The organism is Streptococcus parasanguinis (assembly GCF_001069785.1).
Classification (GTDB): domain Bacteria; phylum Bacillota; class Bacilli; order Lactobacillales; family Streptococcaceae; genus Streptococcus; species Streptococcus parasanguinis_T.
Window position 1 is genome coordinate 20,265 of sequence record NZ_JVSR01000044.1, and the last position, 18,781, is coordinate 39,045.

General features: G+C 41.0%; 32 protein-coding genes. 31 read left to right on the forward strand and 1 reads right to left on the reverse strand.

The features are described from left to right. Positions 1-14: 14 nt before the first annotated feature. Entirely contained in the window at positions 15-884 is an 870-nt protein-coding gene (locus ADG03_RS02960; protein WP_049472513.1) for a DUF975 family protein, read from the reverse strand. A gap of 150 nt (positions 885-1,034) precedes the next feature. Between ADG03_RS02960 and tgt the strand changes: the two genes are divergently transcribed. From tgt to ADG03_RS03110, 31 genes are all read left to right on the forward strand, one after another. After that, a complete protein-coding gene (gene tgt / locus ADG03_RS02965) occupies positions 1,035-2,177 on the forward strand; it encodes a tRNA guanosine(34) transglycosylase Tgt (RefSeq protein ID WP_049472514.1) in 1,143 nt (380 codons plus the stop codon). 432 nt (positions 2,178-2,609) lie between these two features. Continuing rightward, the gene (gene rpsJ, locus ADG03_RS02970) at positions 2,610-2,918 is read left to right on the forward strand and encodes a 30S ribosomal protein S10 (protein WP_003009585.1); all 309 of its coding nucleotides are present in this window, start codon (positions 2,610-2,612) and stop codon (positions 2,916-2,918) included. A gap of 81 nt (positions 2,919-2,999) precedes the next feature. Next, a complete protein-coding gene (gene rplC, locus ADG03_RS02975) occupies positions 3,000-3,626 on the forward strand; it encodes a 50S ribosomal protein L3 (protein WP_003010846.1) in 627 nt (208 codons plus the stop codon). A gap of 24 nt (positions 3,627-3,650) precedes the next feature. After that, entirely contained in the window at positions 3,651-4,274 is a 624-nt protein-coding gene (gene rplD, locus ADG03_RS02980; protein ID WP_003009591.1) for a 50S ribosomal protein L4, read from the forward strand. Beyond that, positions 4,274-4,570: a 50S ribosomal protein L23 gene (locus tag ADG03_RS02985; RefSeq protein WP_003009593.1), complete on the forward strand. Its 297-nt coding sequence runs from the start codon at positions 4,274-4,276 to the stop codon at positions 4,568-4,570. The genes rplD and ADG03_RS02985 overlap by 1 nt, the downstream gene beginning before the upstream one ends. A gap of 17 nt (positions 4,571-4,587) precedes the next feature. After that, entirely contained in the window at positions 4,588-5,421 is an 834-nt protein-coding gene (gene rplB, locus ADG03_RS02990; RefSeq protein ID WP_000512900.1) for a 50S ribosomal protein L2, read from the forward strand. A gap of 96 nt (positions 5,422-5,517) precedes the next feature. After that, the gene (rpsS, locus tag ADG03_RS02995) at positions 5,518-5,799 is read left to right on the forward strand and encodes a 30S ribosomal protein S19 (RefSeq protein WP_000533766.1); all 282 of its coding nucleotides are present in this window, start codon (positions 5,518-5,520) and stop codon (positions 5,797-5,799) included. An 11-nt stretch (positions 5,800-5,810) separates the two neighbouring features. Continuing rightward, entirely contained in the window at positions 5,811-6,155 is a 345-nt protein-coding gene (gene rplV / locus ADG03_RS03000; protein ID WP_000818139.1) for a 50S ribosomal protein L22, read from the forward strand. A 12-nt stretch (positions 6,156-6,167) separates the two neighbouring features. Then, complete coding sequence (gene rpsC / locus ADG03_RS03005; protein ID WP_003002336.1) at positions 6,168-6,821, forward strand: 30S ribosomal protein S3; 654 nt, start codon at positions 6,168-6,170, stop codon at positions 6,819-6,821. A gap of 3 nt (positions 6,822-6,824) precedes the next feature. Beyond that, entirely contained in the window at positions 6,825-7,238 is a 414-nt protein-coding gene (gene rplP, locus ADG03_RS03010; protein ID WP_000960947.1) for a 50S ribosomal protein L16, read from the forward strand. A gap of 9 nt (positions 7,239-7,247) precedes the next feature. Beyond that, complete coding sequence (rpmC, locus tag ADG03_RS03015) at positions 7,248-7,454, forward strand: 50S ribosomal protein L29 (protein WP_003002350.1); 207 nt, start codon at positions 7,248-7,250, stop codon at positions 7,452-7,454. 23 nt (positions 7,455-7,477) lie between these two features. After that, on the forward strand, positions 7,478-7,738 hold the full coding sequence (gene rpsQ / locus ADG03_RS03020) for a 30S ribosomal protein S17 (RefSeq protein ID WP_000440801.1): 261 nt from the start codon (positions 7,478-7,480) through the stop codon (positions 7,736-7,738). 25 nt (positions 7,739-7,763) lie between these two features. Further along, a complete protein-coding gene (rplN, locus tag ADG03_RS03025) occupies positions 7,764-8,132 on the forward strand; it encodes a 50S ribosomal protein L14 (RefSeq protein ID WP_003002384.1) in 369 nt (122 codons plus the stop codon). Positions 8,133-8,205: 73 nt separating this feature from the next. Further along, entirely contained in the window at positions 8,206-8,511 is a 306-nt protein-coding gene (gene rplX / locus ADG03_RS03030; RefSeq protein ID WP_003002315.1) for a 50S ribosomal protein L24, read from the forward strand. Positions 8,512-8,534: 23 nt separating this feature from the next. Beyond that, positions 8,535-9,077, forward strand: coding sequence for a 50S ribosomal protein L5 (gene rplE, locus ADG03_RS03035; RefSeq protein WP_003009606.1), 543 nt, complete (start codon positions 8,535-8,537; stop codon positions 9,075-9,077). A gap of 17 nt (positions 9,078-9,094) precedes the next feature. Further along, positions 9,095-9,280: a type Z 30S ribosomal protein S14 gene (locus ADG03_RS03040; RefSeq protein WP_001085699.1), complete on the forward strand. Its 186-nt coding sequence runs from the start codon at positions 9,095-9,097 to the stop codon at positions 9,278-9,280. A 283-nt stretch (positions 9,281-9,563) separates the two neighbouring features. Further along, entirely contained in the window at positions 9,564-9,962 is a 399-nt protein-coding gene (gene rpsH, locus ADG03_RS03045) for a 30S ribosomal protein S8 (protein ID WP_003010897.1), read from the forward strand. 227 nt (positions 9,963-10,189) lie between these two features. Further along, positions 10,190-10,726, forward strand: a complete 537-nt coding sequence (rplF, locus tag ADG03_RS03050) for a 50S ribosomal protein L6 (RefSeq protein ID WP_003009612.1) — start codon at positions 10,190-10,192, stop codon at positions 10,724-10,726. Between the two features lie 83 nt (positions 10,727-10,809). Then, positions 10,810-11,166, forward strand: a complete 357-nt coding sequence (gene rplR, locus ADG03_RS03055; protein ID WP_003010871.1) for a 50S ribosomal protein L18 — start codon at positions 10,810-10,812, stop codon at positions 11,164-11,166. A 17-nt stretch (positions 11,167-11,183) separates the two neighbouring features. After that, complete coding sequence (gene rpsE, locus ADG03_RS03060) at positions 11,184-11,678, forward strand: 30S ribosomal protein S5 (protein ID WP_003009617.1); 495 nt, start codon at positions 11,184-11,186, stop codon at positions 11,676-11,678. A gap of 14 nt (positions 11,679-11,692) precedes the next feature. Further along, positions 11,693-11,875 carry a 50S ribosomal protein L30 gene (gene rpmD / locus ADG03_RS03065; protein ID WP_002894509.1) on the forward strand — a complete coding sequence of 61 codons (183 nt, stop codon included), beginning with the start codon at positions 11,693-11,695 and terminating at the stop codon, positions 11,873-11,875. A gap of 145 nt (positions 11,876-12,020) precedes the next feature. Next, a complete protein-coding gene (gene rplO, locus ADG03_RS03070) occupies positions 12,021-12,461 on the forward strand; it encodes a 50S ribosomal protein L15 (RefSeq protein WP_003002405.1) in 441 nt (146 codons plus the stop codon). A 12-nt stretch (positions 12,462-12,473) separates the two neighbouring features. Continuing rightward, the gene (secY, locus tag ADG03_RS03075; RefSeq protein ID WP_049472515.1) at positions 12,474-13,784 is read left to right on the forward strand and encodes a preprotein translocase subunit SecY; all 1,311 of its coding nucleotides are present in this window, start codon (positions 12,474-12,476) and stop codon (positions 13,782-13,784) included. Between the two features lie 96 nt (positions 13,785-13,880). Then, positions 13,881-14,519 carry an adenylate kinase gene (locus ADG03_RS03080; protein ID WP_021154254.1) on the forward strand — a complete coding sequence of 213 codons (639 nt, stop codon included), beginning with the start codon at positions 13,881-13,883 and terminating at the stop codon, positions 14,517-14,519. A gap of 116 nt (positions 14,520-14,635) precedes the next feature. Further along, positions 14,636-14,854 carry a translation initiation factor IF-1 gene (gene infA / locus ADG03_RS03085; RefSeq protein WP_001029883.1) on the forward strand — a complete coding sequence of 73 codons (219 nt, stop codon included), beginning with the start codon at positions 14,636-14,638 and terminating at the stop codon, positions 14,852-14,854. A gap of 23 nt (positions 14,855-14,877) precedes the next feature. After that, positions 14,878-14,994 carry a 50S ribosomal protein L36 gene (gene rpmJ / locus ADG03_RS11145; protein ID WP_001808836.1) on the forward strand — a complete coding sequence of 39 codons (117 nt, stop codon included), beginning with the start codon at positions 14,878-14,880 and terminating at the stop codon, positions 14,992-14,994. A 17-nt stretch (positions 14,995-15,011) separates the two neighbouring features. Next, entirely contained in the window at positions 15,012-15,377 is a 366-nt protein-coding gene (gene rpsM / locus ADG03_RS03090; RefSeq protein ID WP_003009631.1) for a 30S ribosomal protein S13, read from the forward strand. A gap of 23 nt (positions 15,378-15,400) precedes the next feature. Further along, positions 15,401-15,784, forward strand: coding sequence for a 30S ribosomal protein S11 (rpsK, locus tag ADG03_RS03095; RefSeq protein ID WP_003002390.1), 384 nt, complete (start codon positions 15,401-15,403; stop codon positions 15,782-15,784). Positions 15,785-15,829: 45 nt separating this feature from the next. Then, a complete protein-coding gene (locus ADG03_RS03100) occupies positions 15,830-16,768 on the forward strand; it encodes a DNA-directed RNA polymerase subunit alpha (RefSeq protein WP_003009635.1) in 939 nt (312 codons plus the stop codon). An 11-nt stretch (positions 16,769-16,779) separates the two neighbouring features. After that, complete coding sequence (gene rplQ, locus ADG03_RS03105) at positions 16,780-17,166, forward strand: 50S ribosomal protein L17 (protein WP_003002399.1); 387 nt, start codon at positions 16,780-16,782, stop codon at positions 17,164-17,166. Between the two features lie 254 nt (positions 17,167-17,420). Beyond that, positions 17,421-18,692 (forward strand): glutamate-cysteine ligase family protein, encoded by a 1,272-nt coding sequence (locus ADG03_RS03110; protein ID WP_049472516.1) that lies wholly within the window; start codon positions 17,421-17,423, stop codon positions 18,690-18,692. The last annotated feature ends 89 nt before the right edge of the window (positions 18,693-18,781 follow it).

Genomic DNA, 18,781 nt, shown 5'->3' on the forward strand with positions numbered 1-18,781 from the left:
TTCTCTTCTTCATCTTATTTAACTTCATGGCTTGGATGACCTGTAAAATGGCGCGGCCCTTGTTTGATCTGCTTGATTTGATCGTAAAAGGCAATTTGGCAGTTGATAAAGTAAGGCATGGTATAAAAGCCGATGACATCGCGCGTGAAGTAATTCAGGAAGTACCAACCAATCAAGGTTAGATCGAGCACCAAGCGATTGCTGCGGAACCCTTTCATGGTTTCACGACTTTTGCGAAGGACTCCAAAGGCTCCCTTGTAGTCGCCGTCTCGTAATTGCTCGTAGAGGATCAATTCGACCAAGCTGAGACTGTAGTATTGTGGCAGGTAAAAGAGGAGGCCGATCAGGCCAAGTACGACGCCAGCAGTCATCAGGGGCATTTGTTGCATGAGAGATTGGAATTCAGGACTGGAAGCACTCAAAGTGCTAGGGTTGCTCACCTTGTCGTAAATCGCTAAAAATCGAATGCTGGCGTAGGTGCTGATGAGACTTCCCGCATAGAGGATGACTCCCCATAAAAAGAGGACGGCTTGCTTCAAGATCAAGGTGGCAAATACAGAGGTAAAGCGATCTTGTTTAAAGATATCTAAGACGCGTGTTCGGTGTTCGATCTTGGGATTAATCGTATCTAAATAGCTAAAAGTCGCACCGACCACTAATATGGAGATGACAAAGGAGACGACAGAAGGAAAGACCTGACGCTGGATCATGTAGATACTTGCTTGCTGCAAGGTCATGTCCGGTAGTAGATCGACCAGATCTTGCCCACTTAAGAGAAAGTTAGCAAGAATGGTCAACAGGACCGGAAGAGCAAAAAGGATAGCTAAGCCCGGTTGCTGGACTTGCATGGTACGTGCCCGGAGGCGAATCAGTTTAAGGTTCATAGATGATACTCTCTTCATAGTAGTACTTTTTATTATAACATAAGTCCGTGACAGAGCCGGTAAAATTTGGTACAATCGTACAGGTGCTCACAGGAAAACTGTGACAGGAATAAGAAGGCTGGGACTGTTTTTCCCAGTACGGAGGTAACCATGACAGATTCACCGATTCAATATCGATTAATCAAAAAAGAAAAGCATACAGGTGCTCGTCTGGGAGAAATTATCACCCCTCACGGGACCTTCCCGACCCCAATGTTTATGCCTGTAGGGACTCAGGCAACTGTTAAGACCCAATCGCCAGAAGACCTCAAGGAAATGGGTTCCGGAATTATTTTGGCCAACACCTACCATCTCTGGCTTCGTCCCGGGGATGATCTAGTCGCAAAAGCAGGAGGATTGCACCAGTTCATGAACTGGGACCAGCCCATTTTGACAGATAGTGGAGGCTTCCAGGTCTATTCATTAGCGGATACCCGCAATATTACCGAAGAAGGGGTGACCTTTAAAAACCACCTCAACGGCTCGAAGATGTTCCTCTCCCCAGAAAAGGCCATCTCGATCCAAAACAATCTAGGGAGCGACATCATGATGTCCTTTGATGAATGTCCTCAGTTCTATCAGCCCTATGATTATGTGAAAAAATCGATCGAACGGACCAGTCGTTGGGCAGAACGTGGCCTGAAGGCTCACCGTCGCCCTCATGATCAAGGTCTTTTCGGGATTGTCCAAGGGGCTGGATTTGAAGACTTGCGCCGTCAGTCTGCTCAAGATTTGGTCAGCATGGACTTCCCAGGCTATTCTATCGGTGGCTTAGCTGTTGGGGAAAGCCATGAAGAGATGAATGCCGTACTTGATTTCACAACGCCGCTCTTACCAGAGAACAAGCCACGCTATCTCATGGGAGTGGGGGCTCCAGACAGTCTGATTGATGGCGTTATTCGTGGAGTGGACATGTTTGACTGTGTCTTGCCGACGCGGATTGCACGAAATGGTACCTGTATGACTAGTCAAGGACGTCTAGTAGTGAAAAATGCGCAATTTGCAGAAGACTTTACACCGCTGGATCCCGAATGTGATTGCTACACTTGTAAGAACTACACCCGAGCTTATCTTCGCCACCTCCTCAAGGCAGATGAAACCTTCGGTATTCGCTTGACTAGCTACCACAACTTGTATTTCTTGATCAACCTCATGAAGCAGGTCCGTCAAGCCATCATGGATGACAATCTCTTAGAATTCCGCGAGCATTTCGTCGAAAAATATGGCTATAACAAATCAGGACGGAATTTCTAGAAATAGATAAATAGGAAGAAAAAAGACTACATCCATCTGAGAATAATAGGAATAACTGCTAGACGCAGTAGTTGATTGGTATCTTTGTTCGCTTGTTAAGCTCCAAAGATAACCTAATCAACTGTGCGGGGGCGAGACGACGAACAAATTGGTTATAAATTTGTTCTGTCTCGCTCCCTTTTTCCTATATAATAGCAACTTTTTTAGCACTCTATTTCTTTCGAAAACACTTTCATCAAAAAAACGAAAAAAATCTTCTCAAATCCCTTGCATTGGGCCTTTGTTTGTGTTAAACTACTATGGTGCTGTGAAAAACAGCTATTAGCTTTGATGCAAGAGGTTGCGACACGCTCGGTTGCATTGCCACGCAACGCGCGTCGGTTTTCTTGTGGAGCTAGCCTATTATCTTAAATAGACGAAAAGGAGAAAAAGATGGCAAACAAAAAAATCCGCATCCGTTTGAAAGCGTACGAACACCGTACACTCGACACAGCGGCTGCAAAAATCGTAGAATCAGCTACTCGTACAGGTGCACAAGTTGCGGGTCCAATCCCACTTCCAACTGAACGTAGCCTCTACACAATCATTCGTGCGACTCACAAATACAAAGATTCTCGCGAACAATTCGAAATGCGTACACACAAACGTTTGATCGATATCATCAACCCAACTCAAAAAACAGTTGACGCTTTGATGAAATTGGATCTTCCAAGTGGTGTAAACGTAGAAATCAAACTTTAATCTAAAGCTTGATCCAGAGCATAAAAAACGCTCGTTAAAAACTTTTTGAATAAAAAACTATAGAAAAGGAACTATTTTCTCATGACAAAAGGAATCTTAGGGAAAAAAGTGGGAATGACTCAAATCTTCACTGAAGCTGGCGAATTGATCCCTGTAACAGTTATCGAAGCAACTCCAAACGTTGTTCTTCAAGTTAAAACTGTTGAAACAGATGGTTACAACGCTATCCAAGTTGGTTTCGATGACAAACGCGAAGTATTGAGCAACAAACCTGCTAAAGGACATGTAGCAAAAGCTAACACGGCTCCTAAGCGCTTCATTCGTGAATTCAAAAACGTTGAAGGCTTGGAAGTTGGTGCTGAAATCACAGTTGACACTTTCGAAGCTGGAGACATTGTTGATGTAACTGGTACTTCTAAAGGTAAAGGTTTCCAAGGTGTTATCAAACGCCACGGACAATCACGTGGACCTATGGCTCACGGTTCTCGTTACCACCGTCGTCCAGGTTCTATGGGACCTGTTGCACCTAACCGCGTATTCAAAGGTAAAAACCTTGCAGGACGCATGGGTGGCGATCGTGTAACTATTCAAAACCTTGAAGTTGTACAAGTTGTTCCAGAAAAGAACGTTATCCTTATCAAAGGTAACGTACCAGGTGCTAAGAAATCTCTTATCACTATCAAGTCAGCAGTTAAAGCTGGTAAATAATAAGGAAAGGGGAATACAGTCAAAATGGCAAATGTAACATTATTCGACCAAACTGGTAAACAAGCGGGCGAAGTTGTTCTTAACGATGCGATCTTTGGTATCGAACCAAACCAAGCAGTTGTATTTGATGTGATCATCAGCCAACGTGCTAGCCTTCGTCAAGGAACTCACGCAGTTAAAAACCGTTCAGCCGTTTCAGGTGGCGGACGCAAACCATGGCGTCAAAAAGGAACTGGGCGTGCTCGTCAAGGTTCTATCCGCTCTCCACAATGGCGTGGTGGTGGAATTGTCTTCGGACCAACTCCACGTAGCTATGCGTACAAACTTCCTCAAAAAGTTCGTCGCCTTGCACTTAAATCTGTTTACTCAGAAAAAGTTGCTGAAAACAAATTTGTAGCCGTTGATTCTCTTGAATTTACAGCTCCAAAAACTGCTGAATTTGCAAAAGTTCTTGCAGCTTTGAGCATCGATTCTAAAGTCCTTGTTATTCTTGAAGAAGGAAATGAATTCGCAGCTCTTTCAGCTCGTAACCTTCCAAACGTGAAAGTTGCGACTGCTACAACTGCAAGTGTTCTTGACATCGCAAATAGTGACAAACTTCTTGTTACTCAAGCAGCTATCTCTAAAATCGAGGAGGTTCTTGCATAATGAATTTGTATGATGTTATCAAAAAACCTGTTATCACTGAAAAGTCAATGGCTCAACTTGAAGCAGGCAAATATGTATTCGAAGTTGACACTCGCGCTCACAAACTTTTGATCAAACAAGCTGTTGAAGCTGCGTTTGAAGGTGTAAAAGTTGCGAATGTGAACACTGTAAACGTAAAACCTAAAGCAAAACGCGTTGGACGTTACACTGGTTTTACTTCAAAAACTAAAAAAGCTATCATCACGCTTGCAGCTGATTCTAAAGCAATCGAGTTGTTTGCTACTGAAGCTGAATAATCTAAGGAGGAAATATCGTGGGAATTCGTGTTTATAAACCAACAACAAACGGTCGCCGTAATATGACTTCTTTGGATTTCGCTGAAATCACAACAAACACACCTGAGAAAACTTTGCTTGTTTCTCTTAAAAACAAAGCAGGTCGTAACAACAACGGTCGTATCACTGTTCGTCACCAAGGTGGTGGACACAAACGTCATTACCGTTTGATCGATTTCAAACGTAACAAAGATGGAGTTGAAGCAGTCGTTAAAACGATCGAATACGATCCAAACCGCTCAGCTAACATCGCGCTTGTACACTACACTGACGGTGTGAAAGCTTACATCATTGCCCCTAAAGGTCTTGAAGTAGGTCAACGCATCGTATCAGGACCAGAAGCAGATATCAAAGTCGGAAATGCTCTTCCACTTGCTAATATCCCAGTTGGTACTTTGATCCACAACATCGAATTGAAACCTGGTAAAGGTGGAGAATTGGTACGTGCTGCTGGAGCTTCTGCTCAAGTATTGGGTTCTGAAGGTAAATATGTACTTGTTCGTCTTCAATCAGGCGAAGTTCGTATGATCCTTGGAACTTGCCGTGCTACAGTTGGTGTTGTCGGAAACGAACAACATGGACTTGTAAACCTTGGTAAAGCGGGACGTAACCGCTGGAAAGGTGTTCGCCCTACAGTTCGTGGTTCTGTAATGAACCCGAATGATCACCCACACGGTGGTGGTGAAGGTAAAGCACCAGTTGGACGTAAAGCGCCATCTACTCCTTGGGGTAAACCTGCGCTTGGTCTTAAAACTCGTAACAAGAAAGCGAAATCTGACAAACTTATCGTTCGTCGTCGCAACCAAAAATAATCATAAGCAACTAGCTTACACTTTCCGCCAGCTCGGTAGCGCTGCTTAGCAGCGCAAGCCGCTGTGGTACTAAATTTTAAAGGAGAAAATTACAAAATGGGACGTAGTCTTAAAAAAGGACCTTTCGTCGATGAGCATTTGATGAAAAAAGTTGAAGCTCAAGCAAACGACGAAAAGAAAAAAGTAATTAAAACTTGGTCACGTCGTTCAACGATCTTCCCAAGTTTCATCGGATACACTATCGCAGTTTATGATGGACGTAAACATGTACCTGTTTACATCCAAGAAGACATGGTAGGTCACAAGCTTGGTGAATTTGCACCAACTCGTACTTACAAAGGTCACGCGGCAGACGACAAGAAGACACGTAGAAAATAAGGAGAACATAAATGGCAGAAATTACTTCAGCTAAAGCAATGGCTCGTACAGTGCGTGTTTCACCTCGTAAATCACGTCTTGTTCTTGACAACATCCGTGGTAAAAGCGTAGCCGATGCCATCGCTATTTTGACATTCACACCAAACAAAGCTGCAGGGATCATCCTTAAAGTGTTGAACTCAGCAGTAGCAAACGCTGAAAACAACTTTGGTTTGGAAAAAGCTAACTTGGTAGTATCTGAAGCATTCGCAAACGAAGGACCAACAATGAAACGTTTCCGTCCACGTGCGAAAGGTTCAGCTTCACCAATCAACAAACGTACAGCTCACATCACAGTAGCTGTTGCAGAAAAATAAGGAGGTAAACTCGTGGGTCAAAAAGTACATCCAATTGGTATGCGTGTTGGTATCATCCGTGATTGGGATGCCAAATGGTATGCTGAAAAAGAATACGCGGATTACCTTCATGAAGATCTTGCAATCCGTAAATTCATTCAAAAAGAATTGGCTGACGCAGCCGTTTCAACTATTGAAATCGAACGCGCAGTAAACAAAGTTAACGTTTCTCTTCACACTGCTAAACCAGGTATGGTTATCGGTAAAGGTGGAGCAAACGTTGATGCACTTCGTGCAGCTCTTAACAAATTGACTGGTAAACAAGTCCACATCAACATCATTGAGATCAAACGTCCTGACTTGGATGCTCACCTTGTTGGTGAAGGAATTGCTCGTCAATTGGAACAACGTGTTGCTTTCCGTCGTGCACAAAAACAAGCGATCCAACGTGCTATGCGTGCTGGAGCTAAAGGAATCAAAACTCAAGTATCAGGTCGTTTGAACGGTGCAGATATTGCCCGTGCAGAAGGATACTCTGAAGGAACTGTTCCACTTCACACACTTCGCGCTGATATCGATTACGCTTGGGAAGAAGCAGACACTACTTACGGTAAACTTGGTGTTAAAGTATGGATCTACCGTGGTGAAGTTCTTCCAGCTCGTAAAGACGCTAAAGGAGGTAAATAACCAATGTTAGTACCTAAACGTGTAAAACACCGTCGCGAATTCCGTGGTAAAATGCGCGGTGAAGCAAAAGGTGGAAAAGAAGTAGCATTCGGTGAATACGGTCTTCAAGCTACAACAAGCCACTGGATCACAAACCGTCAAATCGAAGCTGCTCGTATCGCCATGACTCGTTACATGAAACGTGGTGGTAAAGTTTGGATTAAGATTTTCCCACACAAATCATACACCGCTAAAGCTATCGGGGTACGTATGGGATCTGGTAAAGGGGCTCCTGAAGGTTGGGTAGCACCAGTTAAACGTGGTAAAGTGATGTTCGAAATTGCTGGTGTATCTGAAGAGATCGCACGCGAAGCGCTTCGTCTTGCTAGCCACAAATTGCCAGTTAAAACTAAATTTGTGAAACGTGAAGCAGAATAAGGAGAGGTCATGAAACTTACAGAAGTAAAAGAATTTGTTAAAGAACTTCGTGGTCTTTCTCAAGAAGAACTCGCGAAGCGTGAAAATGAATTGAAGAAAGAATTGTTTGAACTTCGTTTCCAAGCGGCTGCTGGTCAATTGGAACAAACTGGACGTTTGAAAGAAGTGAAAAAACAAATCGCTCGTATCAAAACTGTTCAATCAGAAGCTAAATAATAGACTAGGGAAGGAGAATTTCAATGGAACGCAATAATCGTAAAGTTCTTGTTGGACGCGTTGTGTCTGACAAAATGGACAAAACAATCACAGTTGTAGTTGAAACTAAACGTAACCACCCAGTCTATGGTAAACGTATCAACTATTCTAAAAAATACAAAGCTCATGATGAAAACAATGTTGCTAAAGAAGGCGATATCGTTCGTATCATGGAAACTCGTCCGCTTTCAGCTACAAAACGCTTCCGTCTTGTAGAAGTCGTTGAAGAAGCGGTCATCATCTAATCATACCTGAAAGGAGAAAACGTAAATGATTCAAACAGAAACTCGTTTGAAAGTCGCTGATAACAGTGGCGCACGCGAAATCTTGACAATCAAAGTTCTTGGTGGTTCAAAACGTAAATTCGCGAGCATCGGTGATGTAATCGTTGCATCAGTAAAACAAGCTACTCCTGGTGGTGCGGTTAAGAAAGGTGACGTTGTAAAAGCTGTTATCGTTCGTACTAAATCAGGTGCTCGTCGTAAAGATGGTTCATACATCAAATTCGACGAAAATGCAGCAGTAATCATCCGTGACGACAAAACTCCTCGCGGAACTCGGATCTTTGGCCCAGTTGCACGTGAATTGCGTGACGGTGGTTTCATGAAGATCGTGTCACTTGCTCCAGAAGTACTTTAATCAATCAAAAACAAACACAGTCCCCTGGCATAGCCAGGGTGCCCATCGGGCGTAAGAATAAAAGGAGAATAAAATGTTTGTAAAAAAAGGCGACAAAGTTCGCGTTATCGCTGGTAAAGACAAAGGCGTAGAAGCTGTTGTTCTTACTGCTCTTCCAAAAGTAAATAAAGTTGTTGTAGAAGGTGTAAACATCATCAAGAAACACCAACGTCCAAATAACGAAAACCCTCAAGGTGCGATCGTTGAAAAAGAAGCTCCAATCCATGCTTCTAACGTTCAAGTTTTGGACAAAAACGGTGTTGCTGGACGTGTTGGCTACAAATTTGTAGACGGCAAAAAAGTTCGCTACAACAAAAAATCAGGCGAAGTGCTTGACTAATCACGAAGGAAAGGAGAAGTATAATGGCTAATCGTTTAAAAGAAAAATACCTTAATGAAGTAGTACCATCATTGACTGAGCAGTTCAACTATTCATCAGTTATGGCTGTGCCAAAAGTTGATAAAATCGTTTTGAACATGGGTGTCGGTGATGCAGTATCAAATGCTAAAAACCTTGAAAAAGCTGCTGAAGAGCTTGCTTTGATCTCAGGTCAAAAACCATTGATCACTAAGGCTAAAAAATCAATCGCCGGCTTCCGTCTTCGTGAAGGTGTTGCGATCGGTGCAAAAGTTACCCTTCGTGGTGAACGTATGTACGAATTCTTGGATAAATTGGTAACAGTTTCACTTCCACGTGTACGTGACTTCCATGGTGTTCCAACAAAATCATTTGATGGACGCGGAAACTACACACTTGGTGTGAAAGAACAATTGATCTTCCCAGAAATCAACTTTGATGATGTTGATAAAACTCGTGGTTTGGATATCGTAATCGTAACTACAGCGAACACAGACGAAGAATCACGTGCATTGCTTACTGGCCTCGGTATGCCGTTTGCAAAATAATATAGGAGGTAAAACTAATGGCTAAAAAATCTATGATTGCTAAGAACAAACGCCCAGCGAAGTTCTCTACTCAAGCATACACTCGCTGTGAACGTTGTGGACGTCCACACTCAGTTTACCGCAAGTTTAAACTTTGCCGTGTTTGCTTCCGTGAATTGGCATACAAAGGTCAAATCCCAGGTGTCACAAAAGCATCTTGGTAATTTAAGATATCAAGGGCGTTAAAACTCCAAGTGAAAATAGGAAACTTGACGAAGAAACTTTAGTTTCTAGGAAAGTTTATCTTTTTCACACAGAGTTTAGCCCGGGTTCAGTTGGGCTTGCCAATTTGAACACGAGCTACAGCTTTGGCAAAAAAGACCAATTTTCTTTGGAGCATCGCTCCTGCATCAAATTGCCTATTTTTGCTCTCGCTGTTACGCTCTCTGTATCATGTATTAACTAGCAAGTGCAACTTGCAAACTACTAGTAAGAGGAGAAATTATAATGGTTATGACTGACCCAATCGCAGACTTCCTTACACGTATTCGTAACGCTAACCAAGCAAAACACGAAGTACTTGAAGTACCTGCATCAAACATCAAAAAAGGGATTGCTGAAATCCTTAAACGCGAAGGTTTTGTAAAAAACGTTGAATTCATCGAAGATGACAAACAAGGCATCATCCGTGTATTCTTGAAATACGGACAAAACGGTGAAAAAGTTATCACAAACTTGAAACGTGTATCTAAACCAGGTTTGCGTGTTTACAAAAAACGTGAAGATCTTCCAAAAGTTCTTAACGGACTTGGAATTGCTATCCTTTCAACTTCTGAAGGTTTGCTTACTGATAAAGAAGCACGCCAAAAGAACGTTGGTGGGGAAGTTATCGCTTACGTTTGGTAATTGATGATGTGAGAGCGTTAAAAGAATGCAGTGAAAATAGGAAGTTTGTAGTAGGAGCGATGCTCCAAGACAAACTTATCTTTTTCACCAAATTCTTAGCTCGAACTCAAATCAAGATACAAAGTTCTTAGAGCGTGTTCAGTTCAGCTCTAGAACTAAATAAGTATCTTAAACCCCGTGAAAACTGGCCCGCAAAGGCCTGACAATTTAACAGGAGAATAAAAAACATGTCACGTATTGGTAATAAAGTTATCGTGTTGCCTGCTGGTGTTGAAATCACTAACAATGACAACGTTGTAACTGTAAAAGGACCTAAAGGAGAACTTACTCGTGAGTTCTCAAAAGATATTGAAATCCGTGTGGAAGGTACTGAAGTAACACTTCACCGTCCAAACGATTCAAAAGAAATGAAAACAATCCACGGAACAACTCGTGCCCTTTTGAACAACATGGTTACTGGTGTATCAGAAGGATTCAAGAAAGAACTTGAAATGCGCGGGGTTGGATACCGTGCACAACTTCAAGGATCAAAACTTGTTTTGGCTGTTGGTAAATCACACCCAGACGAAGTTGAAGCTCCAGAAGGAATTACTTTTGAACTTCCAAACCCAACAACAATCGTTGTTAGCGGAATTTCAAAAGAAGTAGTTGGTCAAACAGCTGCTTATGTACGTAGCCTTCGTTCACCTGAACCATACAAAGGTAAAGGGATCCGTTATGTTGGTGAATACGTTCGCCGCAAAGAAGGTAAAACAGGTAAATAATGTAGTTTGGTTGTTTTTCAACCAACCTTCATCTTACCAACTCAGTGCTTAGCACATGATTTTAAAATTAAGAGGTGAAAATTGTGATTTCGAAACCAGATAAAAACAAAATCCGTCAAAAACGCCACCGTCGCGTTCGCGGAAAACTCTCTGGAACTGCTGATCGCCCACGTTTGAACGTATTCCGTTCTAATACAGGCATCTACGCTCAAGTAATTGATGACGTAGCGGGTGTAACGCTCGCAAGCGCTTCAACTCTTGACAAAGAAGTTTCAAAAGGAACTAAAACTGAACAAGCCGTTGTTGTCGGCAAACTTGTTGCTGAACGTGCAGTTGCTAAAGGTATTTCTGAAGTGGTGTTCGACCGCGGTGGATATCTATATCACGGACGTGTTAAAGCTTTGGCTGATGCAGCTCGTGAAAACGGATTGAAATTCTAATAGGAGGACACTAGAAAATGGCATTTAAAGATAATGCAGTTGAACTTGAAGAACGCGTAGTTGCCATCAACCGTGTAACAAAAGTTGTTAAAGGTGGACGTCGTCTTCGTTTTGCCGCTCTTGTAGTTGTTGGTGACCGTAATGGCCGTGTTGGATTTGGTACTGGTAAAGCTCAAGAGGTTCCAGAAGCAATCCGTAAGGCTGTTGAAGATGCTAAGAAAAACTTGATCGAAGTTCCTATGGTTGGAACAACAATTCCACACGAAGTAACATCAGTATTTGGTGGAGCTCGTGTATTGTTGAAACCAGCTATCGAAGGGGCTGGGGTTGCTGCAGGTGGAGCAGTTCGTGCCGTTGTCGAATTGGCAGGTATTGCAGATGTTACATCTAAATCACTTGGATCAAACACTCCAATCAACATCGTTCGTGCAACTGTTAACGGTTTAGCACAATTGAAACGCGCTGATGAAGTTGCTGCCCTTCGTGGTATTTCAGTTTCTGACTTAGCTTAAGAAAGGAGATTCAAATGGCTCAAATTAAAATTACTTTGACTAAGTCTCCAATCGGACGCATCCCGTCACAACGTAAAACTGTTGTAGCACTTGGACTTGGCAAATTGAACAGCTCTGTTATTAAAGAAGATAACCCAGCAGTACGTGGTATGATCACTGCTGTATCTCACTTGGTAACAGTTGAAGAAGTAAAATAATCTATTTGAAATAGAAACAAAGTTTTCAGGGGTATGAGAGGTTCTCATCCCCTAAAACTAAATATAAGTATAGGCGAGTTTGTAGTTAGGACACCTTTTCCTGATTACATGCGTTAGCAATTTACAAAAGAGGAGAAAATTAATAATGAAACTTCATGAATTACAACCTGCTACAGGTTCACGTAAAGTCCGCAACCGTGTTGGTCGTGGTACTTCATCTGGTAATGGTAAAACTTCTGGCCGTGGTCAAAAAGGTCAAAAAGCTCGTAGCGGTGGCGGTGTACGTCTTGGTTTTGAAGGTGGACAAACTCCATTGTTCCGTCGTCTTCCAAAACGTGGATTTACAAACATCAACGCTAAAGAATATGCTATTGTGAACCTTGATCAATTGAACGCCTTTGAAGATGGTGCTGAAGTAACTCCAGTAGTACTTGTAGAATCAGGAATTGTAAAAGCTGAAAAATCAGGTATCAAAATTCTTGGTAACGGAGAATTGACTAAGAAGTTGACTGTTAAAGCAGCTAAATTCTCTAAATCAGCTGAAGAAGCTATCACTGCTAAAGGTGGTTCAGTTGAAGTCATCTAAGTGAGGTGACCTATGTTTTTTAAATTATTAAAAGATGCATTTAAGGTGAAACAAGTACGGTCGAAGATTTTATTTACGATCTTCATCATTCTTGTTTTCCGCATTGGGACCACGATTACAGTGCCTGGTGTAAATGCGAAAATTCTGAACAACCTTCAAGATGTGTCCTTCTTGAACATGCTCAGTTTGGTTTCTGGGAATGCCATGAGGAACTTCTCAGTTTTCGCATTAGGGGTAAGTCCATACATCACAGCTTCGATCGTCGTACAACTTTTGCAAATGGATCTGTTACCTAAGTTTGTTGAATGGGGCAAACAAGGGGAAGTTGGTCGAAGAAAGCTCAACCAAGCAACGCGCTATATTTCTTTGGTTCTAGCCTTTGTTCAATCCATCGGGATTACAGCCACCTTCCACACTTTGTCTCAGGCGAAATTAGTCGCAACTCCAAATGCCAAGACCTATCTATTAATCGGTGCGATTCTGACGACCGGTTCCATGATTGTGACTTGGCTTGGAGAACAAATCACAGATAAAGGGTACGGTAATGGTGTTTCAATGATTATCTTTGCAGGGATTGTGTCATCAATTCCTGAGATGATTAAAGAAATCTATGAAAATGCATTTGTGAATGTTCGTTCTGGTCAAATGACCAATTCCCTCATTTTTGTTGGGGTATTAATCCTTGCTGTCTTGGTTATTGTTTACTTTACAACCTTTGTGGAGCAAGCACAATACAAGATTCCAATCCAATATACAAAGATTGCACAAGGAGCTCCATCAAGTTCTTACCTACCTTTGAAAGTAAACCCAGCAGGAGTTATTCCTGTCATCTTCGCTAGTTCGATTACAGCAGCGCCTGCTGCAATTTTCCAAGTGATTAGCGCTATGGGTTACAATGCAGGATGGGTGAAAACAGCTCAAGCCATGTTGGCTACAAACACACCAACTGGTGTGGCAATGTATGCCTTATTGATCATTCTCTTCACCTTCTTCTACACGTTTGTTCAGATCAATCCTGAAAAAACGGCAGAAAACCTTCAAAAGAGTGGTGCCTATATCCCAGGCGTTCGCCCTGGTAAGGGGACAGAAGAGTTTATGTCTCGTTTGCTACGTCGTTTAGCAAGCGTCGGATCAGTATTCCTTGGCTTTATTACCATCATTCCAATCCTAGCTCGAGATTTATTTGGTTTGACAGATGCAGTTGCTCTTGGAGGAACTAGTTTGTTAATCATTATTTCAACAGGTATTGAGGGAATGAAACAATTAGAAGGCTACTTATTAAAACGTAAGTATGTCGGATTTATGGACACAACAACAGAATAGAATAAGGTTGACTTTGTCAGCCTTCTATTTTGTTTTTAAATGGAAATAGGAATTCGCTCCTGCTTCCATTTAAAAACAAAATAAGGAGAATTCATCATGAATCTTTTAATTATGGGGTTGCCTGGAGCAGGTAAAGGAACTCAAGCAGCTAAAATCGTTGAAGAGTTTCACGTAGCGCACATCTCCACTGGAGATATGTTCCGCGCAGCAATGGCTAACCAAACTGAAATGGGTGTATTGGCAAAATCATACATTGATAAAGGTGAGTTGGTACCAGATGAAGTAACCAATGGAATTGTAAAAGAACGCCTTGCTCAAGATGATATTAAAGAAACAGGTTTCTTGTTAGACGGATATCCACGTACCATTGAGCAAGCTCATGCTTTAGATAAAACATTGGCTGAACTTGGTATTGAGCTTGAAGGTGTTATCAACATCGAAGTAAATCCAGACAGTCTTTTAGAGCGTTTGAGCGGACGTATCATTCATCGTCAAACTGGAGAAACTTTCCATAAAGTATTCAATCCACCAGTTGATTACAAAGAGGAAGATTACTACCAACGTGAAGATGATAAACCTGAGACAGTAAAACGTCGTTTGGATGTTAATATTGCCCAAGGTGAACCAATCATTGAATTTTATCGTTCAAAAGGACTCGTACATGACATCCAAGGGAACCAAGATATCAATGATGTATTTTCAGACATTGAAAAAGTCTTGTCAAATTTGAAATAAAAGCGTTTTTCATGCTTGCAATATTGGACAACTAGTGTTACAATTAGTTAGTCTGACTTATAATTGTTACCTCTGTGCTCAGAGGAATGAATCGAAATTTATGGAGGTACTTTTGCGTGGCAAAAGACGATGTGATTGAAGTAGAAGGCAAAGTAGTCGATACAATGCCGAATGCTATGTTTACGGTTGAACTTGAAAATGGACATCAGATTTTAGCAACAGTTTCTGGTAAAATTCGTAAAAACTATATTCGTATTTTAGCGGGAGATCGTGTTACAGTGGAGATGAGTCCGTACGATTTGACACGTGGACGTATCACATACCGCTTTAAATAATCGAAAAACTTGGAGGGATAAAAATGAAAGTAAGACCATCGGTCAAACCAATTTGCGAATACTGTAAAGTAATTCGTCGTAATGGTCGTGTTATGGTAATTTGCCCAGCAAATCCAAAACACAAACAACGTCAAGGATAAGATAGAAAGGAGAAAACATGGCTCGTATTGCTGGAGTTGACATTCCAAATGACAAACGTGTAGTAATTTCATTGACTTATGTGTACGGTATCGGACTTCCAACATCTAAGAAAATCCTTGCTGCTGCAGGCGTTTCTGAAGATATTCGTGTTCGCGATCTTACACCAGATCAAGAAGATGCTATCCGTCGTGAAGTTGACGCAATCAAAGTTGAAGGTGACCTTCGTCGTGAAGTAAACTTGAACATCAAACGCTTGATGGAAATCGGTTCATACCGTGGTATCCGTCACCGTCGTGGACTTCCAGTTCGTGGACAAAACACTAAAAACAATGCTCGCACTCGTAAAGGTAAAGCTGTTGCGATTGCAGGTAAGAAAAAATAAAATAAAATAAGGAGGTAAAAATCTTGGCTAAACCAACACGTAAACGTCGTGTGAAAAAGAATATCGAATCTGGTATTGCTCATATTCACGCTACATTTAACAACACAATTGTTATGATTACTGATGTGCATGGTAACGCAATCGCTTGGTCATCTGCAGGTGCACTTGGATTTAAAGGTTCTCGTAAATCTACACCATTTGCTGCTCAAATGGCATCAGAAGCTGCTGCAAAAGCTGCTCAAGAACACGGACTTAAATCTGTTGAAGTAACTGTTAAAGGTCCTGGTTCAGGTCGTGAGTCTGCTATTCGTGCACTTGCTGCTGCTGGTCTTGAAGTAACTGCAATCCGCGATGTAACTCCTGTACCACACAATGGTGCTCGTCCTCCAAAACGTCGCCGTGTATAATCATCAACAATTACACAGCTTTTCGTTTAAGAGGGAGTATAGCAAATGATTGAGTTTGAAAAACCAAATATAACAAAAATTGATGAAAACAAAGATTATGGCGTGTTTGTCGTAGAACCACTTGAACGTGGCTATGGTACAACACTTGGAAACTCACTTCGTCGTGTACTTCTGGCTTCACTTCCAGGTGCAGCTGTCACTTCAATCAACATTGAAGGTGTACTCCACGAATTTGATACCGTTCCAGGAGTCCGTGAAGACGTTATGCAAATTATTCTTAACGTTAAAGGAATCGCCGTTAAATCTTACGTCCAAGACGAAAAGATTATTGAACTTGATGTAGAAGGACCTGCAGAAGTAACTGCTGGAGATATTCTTACTGATAGTGACATCGAAATTGTAAACCCTGATCATTATCTATTTACAATCGGAGAGGGAGCATCTTTGAAAGCGACGCTTACTGTAAACAGTGGACGTGGCTATGTTCCAGCTGATCAAAACAAAAAAGATGATGCACCAGTGGGAACACTTGCTGTAGATTCAATCTATACGCCAGTGACTAAAGTCAATTACCAAGTTGAACCAGCACGCGTTGGTAGCAACGATGGCTTTGACAAGCTAACCCTTGAAATTTTGACAAATGGGACAATCATTCCAGAAGATGCCTTAGGTTTGTCTGCTCGTATTTTGACAGAACACCTAAATCTATTCACAAACTTAACTGAAATTGCTATTGCAACAGATGTTATGAAGGAAGTAGATACAACTTCTGATGATCGCATTTTAGAACGTACGATCGAAGAATTAGATCTTTCAGTTCGTTCATATAACTGTTTGAAACGTGCTGGCATTAATACTGTTTACGATTTGACTGAAAAATCAGAAGCAGAAATGATGAAAGTTCGTAACTTGGGACGTAAGAGTCTTGAAGAAGTTAAAATCAAACTTGCCGACTTAGGCCTTGGGTTAAAAAACGATAAATAGAGGAGGAATACATGGCTTACCGTAAACTAGGACGCACTAGCTCACAACGTAAAGCGATGCTTCGCGATTTGACTACAGATCTTATCATCAATGAAGCAATTGTAACAACTGAAGCACGTGCGAAAGAAATCCGTAAATCAGTTGAAAAAATGATTACTTTGGGTAAACGTGGTGATTTGCATGCACGTCGTCAAGCTGCTGCATTCGTACGTAACGAAGTTGCATCACAAAACTTTGATGAAGAAACAGGTAAATACTCAGAAACAACTGCACTTCAAAAATTGTTCTCTGAATTAGCACCTCGTTATGCTGAGCGCAATGGTGGATATACTCGTATCCTTAAAACTGAACCACGTCGTGGTGATGCTGCGCCAATGGCTATCATCGAATTGGTATAATATCATCAATTTTGTTGAGTGTTATGATGATGGAATACACTGTTATTCTTAGTCTAGCTCTGGTCTACCGCTGGGGATTTTCCCCAGCGGGAACACTCATCATATTGAATGAATGGTAGACGCTTGTTTACGAAATTGCTTTAATTTAAAACAATTTCGTAAGCAGGCGTTTTGTCTTGCTTTTCATGAGTAGTCGAGAATAGCAAAAAATGATATAATGGAACCCATATCTCCAATAGAAGAAAAAGGATTCAATGACAAAACAACAAGCAATTAAATTACTAAAAGAGAAGTACCTTAGTAATATGAAAGAGGATTCGGAACTCTTTGTCGGAGTTGAATTAGAGTTTCCGATTGTAGAAACAAATGGAAACAAAACAAATATAGAGGTGACGAAAAATCTTTTTCGAACCTTAGCCAACTTATCAGATTTTGAAGTTGAAAAAATAGATGACGATCAAAATCCCATTCAATTGATTCACTGCTCTTCTAAAGATCGTATTCTATTCGAGTTGAGTTACAATACAATTGAATTTGCATTTGAGAGAGCTCATTCTATAAATGAGGTAGCCAAACGTTTTGAGGCTTATTTAAAGATCATTCAACCGATTTTGCAAGAAAATAATCACGAAATCCAAGGGCGCGGAATCCATCCTTTGTGGAAAGAAAATGATAATAGCCCAGTGAAAATCGAACGATACAAGATGTTAATGGCTTTCCTTGCAATGAATGGTACAGGGATGAAAACACACTCCTATCCTTCGTACGGAGCATTTATATGCGGAAACCAGGTTCAATTGGATGTAAGGCGCGATAACTATCTTCGCATCATTAATGCATTTAATAAAATTGAAGCAGTAAAAGCATATTTGTTTTCTAACTCAGAATTTTCAGCAGAGGTTTGGGATACAAAAATTGCCAGAGATATTTTCTGGGAAGAATCCTTACATGGTTATTATAAGGAAAATGTAGGGATTTATCCTAAGGACTACCAAAGCGAAGAAGAGTTTTTTAATAATCTCGCTAGAACAGCTATTTTTACGGCAATTAGAGAGGGCAAATCATATTATTTTAAACCAATTCGAGTGGAAAACTATCTAGATCAAAAAGAAATTACGGCCTATACGGCTGATGGAAATGAGAAGATCATTAACCCTGTAAAAGAAGATCTAAAACAACATCGAAGTTACCAATTTCAAGATTTAACTGCTCGTGGGACTGTGGAATTTAGAAGCGTTTGTACACAACCATTAGAAACCACCTTTGCCCCGATAGCCTTTGAGTTGGGCTTGTTTGTAGAATTAGAAAAACTGGAAAACTATTTAGAAGAATGTTCATTTTTTAAAAATGAAGAACAGGACTATCGAAAACTTAGAAAGAAATATTCAAAGAAAAATCTAAGTGAAAAGGAAAAAGAAGCGATACAATCCTTTTCAAAAGATCTTCTGGACATAGCTAAAGCAGGATTAATTAAAAGAGGTTATGGAGAAGAAAAATTTCTCATCATTAACAAAGAACTAGACTAATAGAAAAGCCTGTAATACAGGCTTTTCTTTGTTTATTTCAAAAAAACTTTCAAAAAAATAAAAAATTTTTAAAAAAAGTGTTGACAGTA

Excerpts from the sequence above, each read along its gene's own strand:
- ADG03_RS02960 (WP_049472513.1), bottom strand. The coding sequence starts at position 884 with ATGAACCTTAAACTGATTCGCCTCCGGGCACGTACCATGCAAGTCCAG.
- tgt (WP_049472514.1), top strand. The coding sequence starts at position 1,035 with ATGACAGATTCACCGATTCAATATCGATTAATCAAAAAAGAAAAGCAT.
- rpsJ (WP_003009585.1), top strand. The coding sequence starts at position 2,610 with ATGGCAAACAAAAAAATCCGCATCCGTTTGAAAGCGTACGAACACCGT.
- rplC (WP_003010846.1), top strand. The coding sequence starts at position 3,000 with ATGACAAAAGGAATCTTAGGGAAAAAAGTGGGAATGACTCAAATCTTC.
- rplD (WP_003009591.1), top strand. The coding sequence starts at position 3,651 with ATGGCAAATGTAACATTATTCGACCAAACTGGTAAACAAGCGGGCGAA.
- ADG03_RS02985 (WP_003009593.1), top strand. The coding sequence starts at position 4,274 with ATGAATTTGTATGATGTTATCAAAAAACCTGTTATCACTGAAAAGTCA.
- rpsS (WP_000533766.1), top strand. The coding sequence starts at position 5,518 with ATGGGACGTAGTCTTAAAAAAGGACCTTTCGTCGATGAGCATTTGATG.
- rplV (WP_000818139.1), top strand. The coding sequence starts at position 5,811 with ATGGCAGAAATTACTTCAGCTAAAGCAATGGCTCGTACAGTGCGTGTT.
- rplP (WP_000960947.1), top strand. The coding sequence starts at position 6,825 with ATGTTAGTACCTAAACGTGTAAAACACCGTCGCGAATTCCGTGGTAAA.
- rpmC (WP_003002350.1), top strand. The coding sequence starts at position 7,248 with ATGAAACTTACAGAAGTAAAAGAATTTGTTAAAGAACTTCGTGGTCTT.
- rpsQ (WP_000440801.1), top strand. The coding sequence starts at position 7,478 with ATGGAACGCAATAATCGTAAAGTTCTTGTTGGACGCGTTGTGTCTGAC.
- rplN (WP_003002384.1), top strand. The coding sequence starts at position 7,764 with ATGATTCAAACAGAAACTCGTTTGAAAGTCGCTGATAACAGTGGCGCA.
- rplX (WP_003002315.1), top strand. The coding sequence starts at position 8,206 with ATGTTTGTAAAAAAAGGCGACAAAGTTCGCGTTATCGCTGGTAAAGAC.
- rplE (WP_003009606.1), top strand. The coding sequence starts at position 8,535 with ATGGCTAATCGTTTAAAAGAAAAATACCTTAATGAAGTAGTACCATCA.
- ADG03_RS03040 (WP_001085699.1), top strand. The coding sequence starts at position 9,095 with ATGGCTAAAAAATCTATGATTGCTAAGAACAAACGCCCAGCGAAGTTC.
- rpsH (WP_003010897.1), top strand. The coding sequence starts at position 9,564 with ATGGTTATGACTGACCCAATCGCAGACTTCCTTACACGTATTCGTAAC.
- rplF (WP_003009612.1), top strand. The coding sequence starts at position 10,190 with ATGTCACGTATTGGTAATAAAGTTATCGTGTTGCCTGCTGGTGTTGAA.
- rpsE (WP_003009617.1), top strand. The coding sequence starts at position 11,184 with ATGGCATTTAAAGATAATGCAGTTGAACTTGAAGAACGCGTAGTTGCC.
- rpmD (WP_002894509.1), top strand. The coding sequence starts at position 11,693 with ATGGCTCAAATTAAAATTACTTTGACTAAGTCTCCAATCGGACGCATC.
- rplO (WP_003002405.1), top strand. The coding sequence starts at position 12,021 with ATGAAACTTCATGAATTACAACCTGCTACAGGTTCACGTAAAGTCCGC.
- secY (WP_049472515.1), top strand. The coding sequence starts at position 12,474 with ATGTTTTTTAAATTATTAAAAGATGCATTTAAGGTGAAACAAGTACGG.
- ADG03_RS03080 (WP_021154254.1), top strand. The coding sequence starts at position 13,881 with ATGAATCTTTTAATTATGGGGTTGCCTGGAGCAGGTAAAGGAACTCAA.
- rpmJ (WP_001808836.1), top strand. The coding sequence starts at position 14,878 with ATGAAAGTAAGACCATCGGTCAAACCAATTTGCGAATACTGTAAAGTA.
- rpsM (WP_003009631.1), top strand. The coding sequence starts at position 15,012 with ATGGCTCGTATTGCTGGAGTTGACATTCCAAATGACAAACGTGTAGTA.
- ADG03_RS03100 (WP_003009635.1), top strand. The coding sequence starts at position 15,830 with ATGATTGAGTTTGAAAAACCAAATATAACAAAAATTGATGAAAACAAA.
- rplQ (WP_003002399.1), top strand. The coding sequence starts at position 16,780 with ATGGCTTACCGTAAACTAGGACGCACTAGCTCACAACGTAAAGCGATG.
- ADG03_RS03110 (WP_049472516.1), top strand. The coding sequence starts at position 17,421 with ATGACAAAACAACAAGCAATTAAATTACTAAAAGAGAAGTACCTTAGT.